Here is a 16,121-nt window from a genome sequence, read left to right as displayed (position 1 = left end):
GCACCCATGCTGGGCGCACGTATAGAAAACCACCAGTCTAATCGACTGGTGGTTTGTTTTTATTTTCTTGTGATGTATTTACTTCTTAGTAACCTCTTAATTAGACTCTCTAAGTCTAATTTGATCATCTCTCATTAAAATTAATCTCTGTCTAATTTTTATGTTTACACTTTGGGAACCAACAAAAAAAATCTCCATAATTAGAAATATTATAGTGAATAACTTTATCACTTGTATTATTACTAGGTTGTTTAACTTGATTATCATTATTTTGCACCTGAGTATCTTTTGGATAGCTTATTAACGTGGCAGGTTACTTTTAAAATGATTATAATGAATAAAGAACTAACTCAGAGGTGTTGCTGTTTCTAATTAAGGAGGTATATGATGATGTTTTTTATAAAGTTAAATACTCTTAGTGCCTTATACGCAATAGCGTTGTTTATAGCAATCGAACTCATAATAAATGTAACTCATATCAGTACTTTAACTGGCTGGGAATGGGATAATGTTTACATCATAATTGCTGCTATTAATGTTATTGGACTTCTACTTTTGACAATTTTATTCATTTACTTAACAAAAAAATGGACTATAGGCAGAAAATACAGCTATTTGTCACTCATTTTGTGGATACCATATTTTATTCTTTCTTTCTCTTTTTTCCCAGTTGTTTTTCCTATTAATGCAGGAGTTACACTTTTTCCTAGATATAGCCTTCTGATTTATGGGTCTGTTATTCTGTATCCAGTTTACATACTATTTATAAATATGTATGCTTCACCTCTAAATACAGATTATGAGGAATTAAGTCATTAATATTGCAGGTCACTTTGCGGGTGCATTAATTTAAAAGAAAAAATAATTAATTCTTAAGTGTTTTTTTTTATCAAAATTAGAAGCCCCTCTCGATTGAGAAGGGCTTTTTGTTGTGTGGCGTATAACAGGGTATACGGATATATTTCCTAGCGAACAAAAAAATATTAATTGTTTAAATATTGATTATTTGGATAAATAAGTAATAAGTCGTTCATTTTGTCTTATTATTTTAGGAGTGTAAACTTTTCAAGAAGGAGTTGAATTTCAATGAAAAATAAGGATAAAAAGGACTATGATAATTTAACTGAAAAAGACTTAGAATATTGGAATTTACTCGAAGATTTATTTTATGCATCTGATGATGATGAAGAATAAAAGATTTTAAAGCCCTCCAATTAAGGAAGGCTTTCTATATTTTAGAAGTGAGTTAATCTTATCAATCGTGTGATTCCCCCCAATGGAACCATGTACCAGTACCTTGACCATTTCATCCCTCGCTACTATTGGAGCAACGAATTTGTATTGCTTCATCTTTGACTCTCCTTTATTACACAACATATTCGAATAACGAACTAAAAATTAAGTTTGCACGTCTAAATTTTCGAACTTCCAACATATAATGGAATAAATAAACCTTTGAAACTATAAAGAGAGGAATACACCCATGAGCGAAATAAAAATTTTCTTATCGAAAGAAATCGGGCGACTAATTGATGATATTTATAAATGTAACAACGAAACTATAAGGGAAATGATTTTAACAGATATAATTTTATTAAATGACGCTATTATGCTTGATGATAAGGATTTTTAGTTTTTAATTATGTCTCTATTTTCGCCAACAATTTTATACTTAAATTTTGCCTTTGATATTTATGATCAAAGGTTTTTTTGCATAAAAAAAGTAAATTAAATCCTCAAGATACATGAATACATTTTTTTTAAATAGACATTCTAAGAAAAAAGTGTAGAGGAATTTTAAAAATGTCAATGAAAAATAAGTGGTTATTTAATATTTCAATGGTACTACTTTCATGGATACCAATGTTTTTTTTGGAATGGAGGAGTATTAAGAGATTTTTTCCATCCTTTATCTTTGTGTATTTAATAAATCTTATTGATGTTCCAATTGGAAAGAAACGTAGATGGTGGCTGTTTTATAATAAACCAAATTCCTTTTTTTATAACGAATTTCCGTTTTTAATAGGTCCAATGTTAACGGTGGCTTTATGGTCCTTAAAATGGACATATGGAAATTTCAAAAAGTTTATTACCCTAAGTGCCTTTTTTCATTTAATATTTACAATTCTAGCTAAAAGTTTGTTCCCAAGGATTAAACTTTTTAGATTGGTTCGATTCAATGCATTTCAATTTTTCTTCTACTTCCTTTACAAGGCTTTTTTCTTATATGGATTTCAGTTCATTTATGAAAATAAAAAGAGATTATTTCACTAACAGGTATGAATATTGAACCAAAATAAAAAGAGCAAAAAGCTCATTAATGAAAAAAAATTAGGTTAATCCCAAAATATATGCTACAATGGTTATACCATTTGAATTACTTTTTGTTTTCATGTGCCCCGCTCATTCGTGAGTGGGGTTTTTGTTTGTTATGTTTTTTAAAAAAATAAAAATAAAAAAACAGACTCTAAAATAGAGCCTGTTTTTATTTGAGCTTACAATTAAGCTTTACGAACGTTAGAAGCTTGTGGTCCGCGTTGGCCTTGTTCTACGTCAAAAGTAACTGCTTGACCTTCATCTAAAGATTTAAAACCTTCGCCTTGGATTGCTGAGAAGTGTACGAATACATCGTCTCCACCTTCGCGCTCGATGAATCCGAATCCTTTTTCTGCATTAAACCATTTTACTTTACCGTTTTCCATTTGTATTTCCTCCTGCTGTGTGCCATGCACACAATATGTTACTATCCTTGCACTCAGTGATCATCAAGACGAAAAGTTAATCTTATACTATCCTTTACACCGAACAAAAATAATTCTTATTCATCTTAACATCCTTCACAGTTAATTGCAAGGATGTTAAAAAGGTAATATCAAAAAAATCAGACGGGTTAGGCTAAACTCCGTCTGATTATATCTAGTACTCCTGATAGACTCGTTTCAGATATCCCACTTGCTCCACTGCTAGTGGTAATACTTTCGCCGGCGTTATCTCCACCAGATCCTGATGTAGTTCGTGTAATGGATATCGGTGCAATCGTAACTGCTCCACCAAAGTTTACAATCCCCCCTGAAATCGTCCCAATCGTAATTCCATCTCGGTTGACCGCCGTCAAGTAAACACTCCTCCCTTCCTTTTTTTCATTATATGTACAAGGTGGAATGCTTGTTTAAGCATCTTCATTAAATCTTTAAAAAAAGCTGAAATAAATCACTCCTTCCTAACAAAAGGATGGAATGTTGAAGAATAGTCACAAATGATAGTTTAAGAATAAAAACGGTATCTCTGCATTTAGGCAGGTTTTTTCTTGTAAACACTGTGCTTCCAAATTAATTCCCGTTAATCACCTATTCATAAAATCGATTAAACTTTATAGAACAAATAGATTAAATGAATTTATTCGACAAAATTCTTTCTTTATAATGAGAAAGGCAATAAGAATTTACTATACTAAGAGGTGCGGACATTTATGAAGAAATGGTTATCTGTGTTAATATTAGCTATGCTGGTTTTCTCCTTAGCTGCATGTGGCACGCAAAAGGACAATCAAGCAAGTGATACAAAAAAAGATTCAACTAATACAAAAGAAGTCTTCAAAATTGGTGCAATTCCTGACCAAAATGCTGCAGAACTTGATAAAGGGATGACAGCAGTTGCAAAATATTTAAGTGAAAAAACGGGAATGAAAGTAGAATTTGTTCCATCAGTTGATTACGCTGCCCTTGTAACAGGGTTTCAACGCGGCGAAATTCATATGGCCTGGTTTGGCGGCTTAACTAGTGTTCAAGCAATTAGCCTTGTTCCTGGTGCTCAGTCTTTCGCACAAAGACCAAGAGATGCCGAATTCCATTCTGTTTTCATTACTCAACCGAATTCTGGTATAACAAAGCTTGAAGATTTAAAAGGGAAATCGTTCACCTTTGGCAGCGAAAGCTCGACATCTGGACATTTAATGCCGCGTTATTATTTATCAGAAGCGGGAATTGACGCTAGCAAAGACTTTGACGGAAAGCCAAACTTCTCTGGCTCACATGATACTACTTATAAATTAGTAGAATCAGGTGCATTCAAAGCAGGTGCACTAAACGAAGCCGTCTGGGAAGCAGCCGTGAAGGATAAAAAAGTAGATACTAACAAAGTAAAGGTATTCTATACAACTCCTCCTTTCTATGATTATAACTGGACCATCAACAGCAATGTAGACGACGTCTTTGGGAATGGTGCTAAAAAGAAAGTGGAAGATGCCATCCTTTCCATTACAACCGATCAGAAAGAAATAACCGATTTCTTCCAAACCGAAAAATTTATTGAAACAAAAAATGATAATTATCAAAAAATCCAAAAGGTAGCAAAAGAATTAAACATCATTAAGTAGTAGGTGTCAGAGAAATGTCTTCAAAACATATGATTGAAGCGCAAAAATTAACAAAACACTTTGAGCGGAAGATAGCCCTATCTTCCCTTTCTTTTACGATTAAACAAGGCGAACTAGTGGCATTAATTGGACCAAGCGGAGCGGGTAAAACCACTCTGCTTAATTCTATTGCCGGGCTTGTGCCTATTTCAGGGGGGGACCTGCACATTGATGGTCAGCCCCTTTCTGCTTATAAAAATGGAAAAGTGTTTGCAAAAAAAGTGGGTGTAATCCGCCAGCAATTCGATTTAATTGGACCGCTGGCGGTCATCCATAATGTGCTTGCCGGAAAACTTTCAGAGTGGGGAACAGTTAAATCTCTTTTCTCCCTCTTAATCCCTCAGGAGAAAGAGTTAGCGATTCAGGCATTAGAACGTGTCGGACTTCACGATAAGGCCTTTGAAATCACCTCCACTTTATCAGGCGGAGAACAGCAGCGTGTCGCCATGGCAAGGCTTATGGTCCAAAAGCCAGAAATTATTTTAGCCGACGAACCGGTCGCATCATTAGACCCGGCGAGAGCAGATGACATTTTATCCATGCTGACAAAGTTTGTCACAGAGGAAAACCAGACCTTAATTACCAGCCTCCACTCGGTTGAATATGCTAGAAAATATTTCACAAGAATCATATCAATGAAAAATGGTGAGATCTTTTTTGATTTGCCAGCCGAACAAGTAACCGATGACCTCTTAGCTGAGTTATACCAATTACAAAGCGGTGGTCCCCTATGAAAGTAACCCGCCTATTTCGATTGCATAACCGCTTTCTCCTTTCACTCCTGTTGGCAGCTATTTTTGGATGGAGCCTTTTTTCGATTCGGTGGAATGCCGATTTATTTCATTCCGGCGGGATTCCAACCTTATGGCAAATCGTTGAAGGCCTATTTCATCCGGACCTATCTCCGGATGTTCTGCTGCTTGGATTGAAATCTGCGTGGATTACACTAGCATATGCCGTTGCCGGGATGTCTTTGGCGATTCTATATGCCTTTATTGTCGGGATTCTAGCATCAGGTGTATTAACCTCTACAAAGATTTCGAAATTGGTTTCAAAGGTGTTTTTTAGAGGTATTTTAGGGTTTACGCGTTCGATTCATGAACTTATTTGGGCCTGGCTGTTTGTGGCGGCAGTGGGACTTTCCCCTTATGCAGCGATATTTGCCCTCGCCATCCCCTATGGTGGTATTTTGGGCAGGATTTTCGCAGATATGTTAAATGATGTCTCAGAGGAACCGATTAAAGCCTTAAAAACAGCAGGGGCTTCTAAATTGCAAATTCTTATTTATGGCTACCTGCCATTAATTTGGGCGGATATGATTAGCTATACGATGTACCGCTTTGAATGTGCAATACGTTCTTCAGCTATTATGAGCTTTATCGGGCTTGGCGGATTGGGCTACCAAATTCAGCTGGCCCTTCAGGACTTAAGATATGATCGAGTTTGGTCCTTTGTGTTTTTTCTGATCGGACTAGTTATTTTGGTTGATTTATGGAGCAATTTTGTCAGAAGAGCCTTAACGGAGCGAAAGAAACAGCGAGGTTTTAGTCCTGGCTGGAGATCCGTCTTTTTTACCTTATTCCTTATCATTGGTTCATGGGTATTTATCAAAATAAGCGAACATGCATCATTTATCGAGCTGTTTTCTAATCGGAATATCGAAGCGGCGAAAAGATTTTTCGGCGGGCTTATTGGGATAGGTGGTGATCATCCAGCGTTTCTTGATGGCAAAAGCTGGTCCGCTGCCTTCAAGCTTACGATTGAAACACTGGAAATGAGTATTATGGCTATCGGGTTCGCTACCATTACCGCCTTTATTACGGTCGTTCCGGCCGCACGGAACATCGCAAACGGCAAATTAACCGGGGATAAAAAAGGGGTTAACTGGCTGCTATTTGGTGTAGTGCGGCTCGCTTATATTTTTTCCAGGGCCGTGCCTGAACTTGTTTGGGCGATGATGATTATCTTTATCTTTAAACCGGGTTTATTACCCGGTGCGATTGCCTTAGCCCTGCATAATTTTGGGATTCTAGGAAAGCTATGGGCTGAAGTAATTGAAGACATGGACTCCCGTCCCATCCGTAATTTAGCATCAGCGGGTGCATCTAAAACAGTATCCTTCTTTTATGGAATCCTGCCGATTGTGATGCCCAGATTTCTTACTTACATCCTTTATCGCTGGGAAGTGATCATGAGAACAACGATTGTTGTGGGGTTTGTTGGTGCTGGTGGATTAGGAATGGACTTTAAGTTAGCCATGAGCTTCTTCAATTACACGCAAATTACCTTACTTCTTTTATGTTATATGATTCTCGTTGTTATAGCGGATTTTGCCTCTGAAAGCACTAGAAAAGCTGTTAAATAAGAAAAAGCACATTTCATTAGAGATGTGCTTTTTCTTTGCTATCAAAAACTATATGCTTGCTATTAATTTGCTAGCTTTTTGTTAGCTCCCTGTTACATAGGATTAGCTAAGCTATATTATCTATATCCTTCGGTTCATGAGTTTACAAACTGTTAGAATGCATACAATTTCCAATCGAGGAAATAATGGGATGTAATTGCTTGTTTTCGAACATTCCTTTGCTATATTCTAATATAGAATGACTTTTTACCATTGGGGGTGAGAACTATGCAAACAAAAAGGGCTTTACCGATATTATTTTTAGTTATGTTTCTCGTCATGGTTGGATTCGGGATCATCATTCCGGTTTTACCTTTTTACGCGCAGGAAATTGGGGCTAATCCAACAGAACTCGGTCTGTTAATGGCGGTTTATTCGCTTATGCAGCTTATTTTTGCCCCAATATGGGGTCAGGTTTCTGACCGGATCGGGCGAAAGCCGGTAATGATGCTTGGAATCGCTGGACTGGGACTCTCCTTCTTCATCCAGGCTATATCTACCCAATTGTGGATGTTATTTGCCGCGAGAATACTCGGCGGGATTTTATCCTCTGCCAATATGCCAACCGCGATGGCCTATGTAGCTGATATTACAACTGAGGAAAACCGTGGTAAGGGAATGGGGATTATTGGGGCAGGGACAGGCCTTGGCTTTGTTTTCGGGCCGGCAATTGGCGGCATCTTCTCAAAAATCAGTTTAAATATGCCTTTTTATCTGGCAAGTGGCTCTTCGTTTATTACCCTCGTGCTTGTATTCATTTTATTGAAAGAATCAAAACAGCAGGGGAGCGAACCGGGACAAAAAAGACCCGCTTTCTGGAAGGCCCTTAACGGACCCACATCGATTCTGTTTTTCGTTCAGTTTTTAATTTCACTCTCCCTTTCAGGGCTTGAAGCAACATTTGCTTATTTTGCTGCTAAAAAAGCAGGTTTGGACGCCATACAGCTTGGTTATATTTTCATGATAATGGGCTTCGGCAGTGCACTCGTTCAAGGGGGATTGGTTGGGAGATTAACAAAGAGATTTGGTGAGAGAGTTGTGATACAAGGCGGGATGATTGTTTCGGCCCTTGGATTCGGGCTTATCTTGCTTGTCCATAGTTTTACTACTGCTGCAATCTTTTTAACTATTTTTGGGTTAGGAAATGGCGTCATCCGGCCAAGTGTCTCTTCCCTATTGACGAAATTGTCGACAGCGGGACATGGCCGGGCTACTGGCTTGTTATCGTCATTTGATTCACTCGGCAGGATAATTGGGCCGCCTTTAGGCGGATGGCTATTTTCGCTAACCATTGGGCTGCCTTACATTTCGGGGGTCGTGATTACAATCGTTGCCTTTGTGTTATTTCTTATCTTCCGTCCTCAGGTGAATCCTGCAAAAATAACCAATCCCTAATTTATCAGGCATATGTTGTGGGGACATGCATAAAATGGGTTTGAGGATTCAATAAAAATGAGGAGCATAAACATGAAAAGAAAAACCCTTATCAGTGTTTTTTTCGTTGTGATTCTCTTAGGCTTTTCAGCTTATCTTGATTCACCATACTCATTCTTGTATAAAGACTATGCCTATTCTAACGATCAGCCCGCTGCGGCCATTCCAGCAGAAGTGAAACCATCAACGAACGTCCCGGAAACGGAAGAACGACTTGTGAAACGTAAAAAAGAGGATGGGTATATCCTAGAAACATATGAGGAATATGAAGTCTATAAAGACAAAGATGGTCATATTTTAAAAAGTGAACCGACCGGCCAAACGGATACCCTTAAATATTGGGACTATAGCAAAGGTAAAGGAATTAGTAAAGACCGCTAGTATTTTTTAACGGGCAGTGCAAATCGCAACAATATTGACAGTGCATTCGCAATTGAAAAAGCTGAGGATTTAACATCTCTCAGCTTTTTTTATTTATAAATTTAAAATTTCTGTACGTCGGATTTTACTCAAAGTTCGAAAAAGGAAAAACTTTTTAAGAATAATTACATGCTTGTCCCTTTCAAGTTATCTCCTTAAGCATAAAATGTATTACCTCTTCAAAAGGAGGTGAGCTTACATGAGCTACCAAGGCGGCGGAATGGGCACAAGTTTTGCTTTAATTGTTGTTCTTTTCATCCTTTTAATCATCGTTGGAGCATCCTTCATGGGTGGAGGATACTAATCTATTCACAAGGTGATTAATTTATTTAGAGGGTTCTGAAACTTATTCAGAACCCTCTTTATTACTAATTTTTCATGTACCCTTTAAGTATTTTTAGCGGTCTTTTTTCTTAATCAGGGATAAAGCATCATCTACATCGTTTGTTGGTTGATTACATACAAAATTTTCGCAGACATATATGGTTGTTTTTGAATCTACCATTTGATAATCTTTCGTAAATGGTGCTTCTTCTGCCAATTGCGCCTGATTACTACTAACCAAGTAAGTAACTTCCGGGTAAAAACCAGTTTGCAGTTCCTTTATTAGTTCATCGTAATCATTTCCGGATGAAAGGACGATTACCTCCTTCATTCCCATTTGGGTAAGCAAATAAGATTGCAATAACAAGGTATGTCCTGTTGGGTATCTGGTTAACTCATCAGAAAAAACATTAAATAATTTTTGGACCTTTTCCTCTAACTCGTAGTCACCTGTCAACCGCGCCAGCCGAATCATTTGTAAGGCAGCAACACTGTTTCCTGATGGAATAGCTCCATCATAAGCTTCTTTTTGCCGTACTAGTAATTCTTCATGATCACTTCCGCTAAAGAAAAAACCTCCATCCTGGTTGTCCCAGAATAGATCCATCATGTTTTTTGTTACCTTCTTAGCTTTTGAAAGGTACAATAATTCTAATGTGCTTTCATACATTTCTACATAAGCCCACAGCATGAAAGCATAATCATCAATAAACCCTTTATTTTTGACTTCACCATCACGGTACCGGACCATTAAACGGTTATGGATGATTAGGTGATTTTCAATAAAAGCGATGGCCTGCTCTGCAGACTTTAGATACTCATCTTGCCCGAAAGCCCTGCCCGCTTTTGCAAGGGCAGCAATCATTAGCCCATTCCAGGAGGTAAGGATTTTATCATCCTTATAGGGATGGACCCTTCCCTCTCTATACGTGAAAAGCCTCTGCCTTGCCTCTTCCAGCTGACTTTTTAGAGTTTCTACAGATAGATTGTGTTGATCAGCGAATCTGTTTAAATCCACGTTAATTAAATTTGGGATATTATGACCTTCAAAATTACCATGTTCGGTTATATCATAAACATGGCAATATATGTTGCCTAAATCTTCTCCCAACACTTCCATCACTTCATCAGGTGTCCAAACATAAAACTTTCCCTCTTCACCTTCAGAGTCCGCATCTTCTGCACAATAAAACCCGCCATCTGAATGCTGCATATCCCGAAGAATATAAGTAAGAATTTGCTCGGCAACTTGTTTAAAACGGTCATACTTAGTAATCTGGTAAGCTTCTGTATAGGCTATAACCAGCAGGGCATTATCATAGAGCATTTTTTCAAAATGTGGGACAAGATAATACTCATCAACGGAATAGCGCGAAAATCCGAAACCGATGTGATCGTAAATACCTCCTTGAGCAAGTCCATCAAGCGTTTTTACCACCATATCCAGGGCGTGTTCATCATTTCTATATTTGTAATAACGTAAAAGAAACATTAACGAATGAGGCATCGGAAATTTAGGGGCTTCGCCAAATCCGCCATACTTGCCATCAAACCGTTCAACAAAATCATCGAAGCAATCTTCAATTACTTCTCTAGATAATTTAGCTTGAGGTCCTTCCTGATCCTGAGGTGTTAATGCCCCCAGCACACTTTCAACCACTTCATTAATATGATCAGGGTCTTGTTGATATTTGTTTGATAGTCCGACAATTAGCTCCTTAAATCCAGGTTGTCCATAGCGGGCTTCTTTTGGATAGTACGTCCCAGCATAAAAAGGAACTTTTTCCGGCGTCATAAAAACACTCATCGGCCAGCCGCCGTGACCCGTCATCATTTGGCAAACTTGCATGTAAATAGAATCAATATCAGGCCGCTCTTCTCGGTCCACCTTAATCGAGACAAACCGTTCGTTCAATAGCTTCGCCACAGCTTCGTCCTCAAAACTCTCTCTTTCCATCACATGACACCAGTGGCAAGTGGACTAAGAGATCCACTAGGAGTAGCCAATAGAAACAAATACAGGTTTATTTTCTGACTTTGCTTTAGCAAAAGCCTCGTCTCCCCATGGGAACCATTCTACAGGATTGTGAGCATGTTGAAGAAGATAGGGAGATTTTTCTTGTATTAGTCTATTAGCTTTTCTCTCAGTAGTCATTAGGCATCATCTCCTTTCATAATATTTCTCGAATTAGCGGGCCGAAAGTGCTTGCATATAATCAAACGAATAGTTTGCCATTGTCTGGATGTCACTGTATTTGGACCTTTTATCCGTCTTCATCACCACAGAGATGACTTCCTTATCCCCCTTTTTTAAATATTCAACCAATGTATGTTGTGCGGCATCTGTAAAACCAGGTTTCCCGGCAATTGCGTATGGCATGTTTCGAAGCAGAGTATGAATCGTTTTCTCTTGCCTGCTTGTTTTAATTTGCGTCGTTTGTGTAGACAAGACTTTCAGCACGTTAGGATGCGCAATCGCTTCTTTGGTGATAAGCGCCATATCATATGGTGTTGTGTAATGAGCCGGATGATGTAATCCATTTGCTGTTACGAAATGGGTGTCTTTAAGTCCCCATTGTTTCACGGTTTGATTCATAAGTTCGGCAAATCCGGCTTCACTGCCAGCCACATTTTCAGCAATTGCCACAGCGACATCATTTGCACTTAACAGTAATAAAGCCTTCATTGCGTCTTGTTTAGAAATCATTTCGCCTGCTGTCAGTCCGAAACAGATGCATTCTTGTTGTGCTGCATGTCGACTAACCGTTAACTTTTCCCCATCGTTCAAACGAGCATCCAGAATTGTGGCCGTTAACACTTTCGTCATACTGGCAGGATATGCTTTTGAGTGGGCATTCTTGTTGTAAAGAATCTCGCCTGTCACGGCATCGATGGCGACTCCATACTCCCCCACAATATTGGGCGGTACTGCCTCAGCTGTACTTACCTTCTGTGACCACCCATTCAGGATGAAAAGGATTAAACTGGTTGTTACAACGAACTTCCGGATGTTGACCATGATGTTCCTCCAGTTTTACTAGTGCTTTTTACCAAATAAACAACCCCACATACAAGGCACTAAGCAGCGAAACGGCAATTCCGCTCACTAACAGCTTCCAGACATTTTTTCCGATGATTCGAGACTTTTCATCCCCCATAATCGAGGAAATGGCTCCGTAAATCATCCCCACCGTGCTAAAATTGGCAAAGGATGTCAAAAACGTTGTGGCCACTGCAACTGTATGACGTGGTAAGGAAGCAAGATGCTTCTTAAGATCAATCATCGCGACAAATTCGTTTGTCGCAAGCTTGGTACCCATCAACTGAGCAACATACATGGCATCATGTCCTGACAATCCTAGAAGAAAAGCAAAAGGACTAAAAATGAATGAAAAAATCTTTTGAACCGTAAGTCCATGTACAAAAAATCCTAATATTCCATTAACGCAGGCGGTTAACGCTACGTAACCCACCACCATCGCCATAATGACAATAACCATGCGAATTCCCACAAGCATACTGTTGGAAATGGTAGAGAAGAAATCTTTTCGTTCATTCTTGGAAGGTACATAGACAATATCATCTTCTTTACTGACCTCAATCGGATTTAACAAACTTGCCAGTAATAAAGCATTTAGGCAGTTTAACGGAATCGCAGCAAACACATAGATACCAGGAACCATGCTTAAGTAAGCACCGATAATCGACCCGCTAATGCTGCTCATGCTCATGATTCCAAACGTTAGGAGGCGGTTTTCCTTCAACACGATGAGTTGTTGTCGAATGACAGCCAATGCCTCGGTATTTCCAAGGAACATCATTTGTAACGAAAAGAAGCTTTCCAACTTAGGCAAACCTGAAACCTTAGAAATCACCCAGCCTACTTTATCGATTATCCAGATTAAGATCCCAAAGTAGGTAAGGATGTCAAAGAAGGTAATGATAAAAATAATCGGCATTAATGCACTAAAGAAGAAATCAACCGATGGATTTGCCATGGCAGATGGGAAAACAAAAGAGATCCCCTCGTTCGCACAGGATATGAGAAACGTAAAAAACGAGGCAATTTGATTGATAATCCATGTTCCGATTTTCGTTGCAAGCATAAACCAGGTAATCAACAATTCAAGCACGATCAAACTAATAATTGAACGCCATTTTACTTTTTTCTTATTAGGAGAGCAAAGAAATACCAGACCTAAAACAACTAGAACCCCTAATACATTCATAAGAAAAAGCATGCAAACACCCCCCTGTGCTCGGGCTTCCCTGTAACAGAAAGTCCTCATTCCAAGCTCAGTACTAGACTTGGGAATGAAAATAATCAGTATCTAAGTAAATAGTCTGCATGTTTTTTACTAGTTTATTCATAGTTAAGAGTAGCCGGCCGACGCCAAGCGTCCTCACCCTTTTATACAAAAGCCAAAAATAAATCCAACCCTTTATTCATAGGTTGGAAGTACTTAAAAAATCGATTTCTAAATCCTAATTGAATCTAACTCTGTCAAATACCGTCTTACCGGCCACGACGGTTTTCACGGCTTTTGCAGCCAGCATTTCTTCGGATGTTCCTGAAAATAAATCCCGATCAAAGATGGAAAAGTCTGGTGCGTATCCAGGTTTAATAAGCCCGCGTTCGTGTTCTTTACAAATGGCTTTTGCACTTCCAATGGTATAAAGTTGAATGGCTTGGAAGCGAGACAGCTTTTCTTCTGGAAGGTATCCAGCATGTTCTGCATAAGGTTTTTTTCGCTCTACTGCTGCATAGATAGAATATAAAGGATTAATGTCCTCTATTGGTGCATCTGTTCCAGCCGCACACATTAAACCCCGGACCATTAGTTTTTTCCAAGCGTAAGACCATTCCAACCGGTCTTCACCCAGTCGATTTATGACCCATGGGAAATCAGAAGGTACAAATGCTGGTTGAAGGTCTAACACAACGGGTAACTTTTCCATCCTTTCTACTAAGTCTTCGCGCAACACAGAACAATGAATCAGTCGGTCTCTTTTACCATTCGTTACTGGATATTTTTCAATAGCACTAAGCACTTGTTCTGCTCCTGCATCGCCAATCATATGTACGGCCACAGCTTCATTATACTGACGGGCCATTTTTACTAATGCTTCTAATTCTTCATCTGTATAGATGAATAAGCCGCGTTTTTCCGGTTGATCCGCATATGGTTGAGATAATGCTGCTGTATGGCCTCCTAATGCACCATCCACAAAGATTTTCATGGCCCCTGGTTCAATAAAGGGCTCGTCAAATGAAACATTTGCTTTCATCATTTCTTCAAACACGGCATTATGTCGAAGCAGTGTGACTCTAAAGTGATGTTTTTCTCCTACAACCCGTTGGAAGGCGGTTAAAGGATTCATAAATTCTCCAAAGTAGCTCATATCTTCGGTATGTCCACCAGTTAATCCATAGGATAACATCTGATCAACCGCAAGATTAAGAGATCCGGTTAACGACTCTATGTACGCTTCCCCCTCTCTTGGAATTGCTCCTGTCACGGCGCTGGATGCCTGATCATACAACAAACCATTTAACTTACCATCGTTATCCCGGCCGATTTCTCCGCCTGCTGGGGATTCACTTTCTTCAAAGATACTCCCTGCTTCAAGTGCTGCTGTATTGCCTAAGATCACATGGTGACAAATTCTTGTTAACAGGATAGGTTCCTTGCGAATTTTATTGAGCTCTTGAATCGTCGGAATCCGCTGATCCGCAAAGTTATTTTCATTCCATCCTTCACCAAATAGCCACTGATCGGGAGGTGTGTTTTTTGCTGCCTCTTTCACCATTTCAAGCATTTCTTCTGCGGAAGTTGCCTTCGATAAATCTAGGCGGGTTAACTTCTCCCCTTGAAAGATCATATGCAGATGGCTATCAACGAAACCTGGATACATAACGGCACCTTCCAAATGATTTAACTCATCTGCATGATTCTTGAGTTTATCAAAAGTCCCTGTGGCGATAATTTTGTCCTCGTCCGTAAGAACCGCTTCTACCATTTCCTCTTCCTTTTCCATGGTGTAAATCCTTCCGCCATACCATAATTGTTTCATATTATCTCTCTCCCTTTTATAGTGAGTTTACTATCAGTTCAACTGTTAATCTCTCTTCCTAAATCTTTCCTTTAATGTTAACACACCAAGATCTTAATTTATTATTTCAGCAGGGATTATTTAGATTGATGAAAAAAGATCAGAAGAAAGATTAGATTTAAAAAAAGAAAAAAAACACCCTAAATACAGGAATAAAATCGCAGAAAATAACAAATAGTAAAATTTGAAGGCTAATAAAATGGAATAAAAAGGAAAACATTTTAACATGATTTGTATTTAGCCATAGGTGGTGCTTGAATTGGGCTTTTTTAGCAGATTATTTGGTCAGGAAACCAAGGAGGAAACAAGTATGGCAAATGAAAAGTTAAACATCGGGATTATTTTAGGAAGCACACGTCAAGGGCGTGTAAGTCCACAAGTCGGCGAATGGGTGAAAGGAATAGCCGATAAACGTGGAGACGCAAATTACGAAATCGTTGATATTAAAGATTTTGACTTACCATTCTTGGGCACCACTGACGGGTCTGAGCCTGGTTTAGGAAGATGGAATGAGAAGCTTACAAGTTTAGACGGATTTGTGTTTATCGTCGCAGAATACAACCATAGTATTACAGGGGCTTTGAAAAACGCTCTTGATTGTGCACGTGAGGCATGGAACAATAAAGCAGCTGGAATCGTCAGCTACGGATCTACCGGCGGTGCACGTGCCGCAGAGCATTTACGTGGAATTTGCGGGGAATTAAGTATTGCCGATGTCAGGGTCCACCCAACATTATCTTTATTTACTGATTTTGAAAACGGTACTGACTTCAAACCACAGGATTTACACTTAAACAACGTGAATGCCATGCTCGACCAAGTTCTTGCTTGGAGCGGCGCATTAAAAACTGTACGCTAATCAATAAAAGGAGCAGCATTCTTTTGAATGACTGCTCCCTTTTTTTAGAAGAAACATGAACCCGATATAATGAACAACAATAAAACAAACTCCAAATCATACCCCTAAAATAGATCTCAACGGTAAATTACACATTAAGTAATTTTCGTTAG

At 38.8% G+C, this 16,121-nt stretch carries 15 protein-coding genes and 1 pseudogene; 9 read left to right on the top strand and 7 right to left on the bottom strand.

Annotated features, from left to right (window positions below):
• The first annotated feature begins 387 nt into the window (after positions 1-387).
• On the top strand, positions 388-819 hold the full coding sequence (locus J7E81_RS23130; RefSeq protein WP_215045910.1) for a hypothetical protein: 432 nt from the start codon (positions 388-390) through the stop codon (positions 817-819).
• Positions 820-1,200: 381 nt separating this feature from the next.
• Here J7E81_RS23130 and J7E81_RS23125 read toward each other — a convergent pair whose 3' ends face one another.
• Positions 1,201-1,350 (bottom strand): hypothetical protein, encoded by a 150-nt coding sequence (locus tag J7E81_RS23125; protein ID WP_215045908.1) that lies wholly within the window; start codon positions 1,348-1,350, stop codon positions 1,201-1,203.
• 133 nt (positions 1,351-1,483) lie between these two features.
• On the opposite strand from J7E81_RS23125, the gene J7E81_RS23120 reads away from it, so the two are divergent.
• Positions 1,484-1,633, top strand: a complete 150-nt coding sequence (locus J7E81_RS23120) for a hypothetical protein (protein WP_215045906.1) — start codon at positions 1,484-1,486, stop codon at positions 1,631-1,633.
• An 868-nt stretch (positions 1,634-2,501) separates the two neighbouring features.
• On the opposite strand, the gene J7E81_RS23115 is transcribed toward J7E81_RS23120, so the two are convergent.
• Together J7E81_RS23115 and J7E81_RS23110 are read right to left on the bottom strand one after the other, a co-directional pair.
• The gene (locus tag J7E81_RS23115) at positions 2,502-2,702 is read right to left on the bottom strand and encodes a cold-shock protein (RefSeq protein WP_101646071.1); all 201 of its coding nucleotides are present in this window, start codon (positions 2,700-2,702) and stop codon (positions 2,502-2,504) included.
• Positions 2,703-2,890: 188 nt separating this feature from the next.
• Complete coding sequence (locus tag J7E81_RS23110; RefSeq protein ID WP_215045903.1) at positions 2,891-3,115, bottom strand: spore germination protein; 225 nt, start codon at positions 3,113-3,115, stop codon at positions 2,891-2,893.
• A gap of 354 nt (positions 3,116-3,469) precedes the next feature.
• Between J7E81_RS23110 and J7E81_RS23105 the strand changes: the two genes are divergently transcribed.
• The 6 genes from J7E81_RS23105 to J7E81_RS23080 all read left to right on the top strand — a co-directional run bounded on the left by J7E81_RS23105 (position 3,470) and on the right by J7E81_RS23080 (position 8,976).
• Complete coding sequence (locus J7E81_RS23105; protein ID WP_215045901.1) at positions 3,470-4,375, top strand: putative selenate ABC transporter substrate-binding protein; 906 nt, start codon at positions 3,470-3,472, stop codon at positions 4,373-4,375.
• A gap of 14 nt (positions 4,376-4,389) precedes the next feature.
• The gene (locus tag J7E81_RS23100) at positions 4,390-5,148 is read left to right on the top strand and encodes a phosphonate ABC transporter ATP-binding protein (RefSeq protein ID WP_215045899.1); all 759 of its coding nucleotides are present in this window, start codon (positions 4,390-4,392) and stop codon (positions 5,146-5,148) included.
• Positions 5,145-6,779, top strand: coding sequence for a PhnE/PtxC family ABC transporter permease (locus tag J7E81_RS23095; protein ID WP_215045897.1), 1,635 nt, complete (start codon positions 5,145-5,147; stop codon positions 6,777-6,779). Before J7E81_RS23100 ends, J7E81_RS23095 begins: the two co-directional genes overlap by 4 nt.
• A gap of 267 nt (positions 6,780-7,046) precedes the next feature.
• Positions 7,047-8,213 carry an MFS transporter gene (locus tag J7E81_RS23090; RefSeq protein ID WP_215045896.1) on the top strand — a complete coding sequence of 389 codons (1,167 nt, stop codon included), beginning with the start codon at positions 7,047-7,049 and terminating at the stop codon, positions 8,211-8,213.
• A 72-nt stretch (positions 8,214-8,285) separates the two neighbouring features.
• The gene (locus J7E81_RS23085) at positions 8,286-8,633 is read left to right on the top strand and encodes a hypothetical protein (RefSeq protein WP_215045894.1); all 348 of its coding nucleotides are present in this window, start codon (positions 8,286-8,288) and stop codon (positions 8,631-8,633) included.
• A 238-nt stretch (positions 8,634-8,871) separates the two neighbouring features.
• A complete protein-coding gene (locus tag J7E81_RS23080) occupies positions 8,872-8,976 on the top strand; it encodes a YjcZ family sporulation protein (protein WP_215002334.1) in 105 nt (34 codons plus the stop codon).
• Between the two features lie 93 nt (positions 8,977-9,069).
• Here J7E81_RS23080 and J7E81_RS23075 read toward each other — a convergent pair.
• The 4 genes and pseudogenes from J7E81_RS23075 to J7E81_RS23055 all read right to left on the bottom strand — a co-directional run bounded on the left by J7E81_RS23075 (position 9,070) and on the right by J7E81_RS23055 (position 15,071).
• Positions 9,070-11,151: pseudogene (locus J7E81_RS23075) on the bottom strand (thioredoxin domain-containing protein).
• Positions 11,152-11,184: 33 nt separating this feature from the next.
• On the bottom strand, positions 11,185-12,015 hold the full coding sequence (locus J7E81_RS23065) for a D-alanyl-D-alanine carboxypeptidase family protein (protein ID WP_215045888.1): 831 nt from the start codon (positions 12,013-12,015) through the stop codon (positions 11,185-11,187).
• Positions 12,016-12,043: 28 nt separating this feature from the next.
• The gene (locus tag J7E81_RS23060) at positions 12,044-13,237 is read right to left on the bottom strand and encodes a nucleoside transporter C-terminal domain-containing protein (protein WP_215045886.1); all 1,194 of its coding nucleotides are present in this window, start codon (positions 13,235-13,237) and stop codon (positions 12,044-12,046) included.
• 244 nt (positions 13,238-13,481) lie between these two features.
• Complete coding sequence (locus J7E81_RS23055; RefSeq protein ID WP_215045884.1) at positions 13,482-15,071, bottom strand: amidohydrolase; 1,590 nt, start codon at positions 15,069-15,071, stop codon at positions 13,482-13,484.
• Between the two features lie 298 nt (positions 15,072-15,369).
• Between J7E81_RS23055 and J7E81_RS23050 the strand changes: the two genes are divergently transcribed.
• Positions 15,370-15,969 carry an NADPH-dependent FMN reductase gene (locus tag J7E81_RS23050; protein WP_215045882.1) on the top strand — a complete coding sequence of 200 codons (600 nt, stop codon included), beginning with the start codon at positions 15,370-15,372 and terminating at the stop codon, positions 15,967-15,969.
• Positions 15,970-16,121: the final 152 nt, after the last annotated feature.

The sequence above is a fragment of the Bacillus sp. ISL-18 genome (assembly GCF_018613415.1).
Taxonomy (GTDB): Bacteria; Bacillota; Bacilli; order Bacillales; family Cytobacillaceae; genus Neobacillus.
This window is presented reverse-complemented; position numbering and strand designations above follow the sequence as displayed.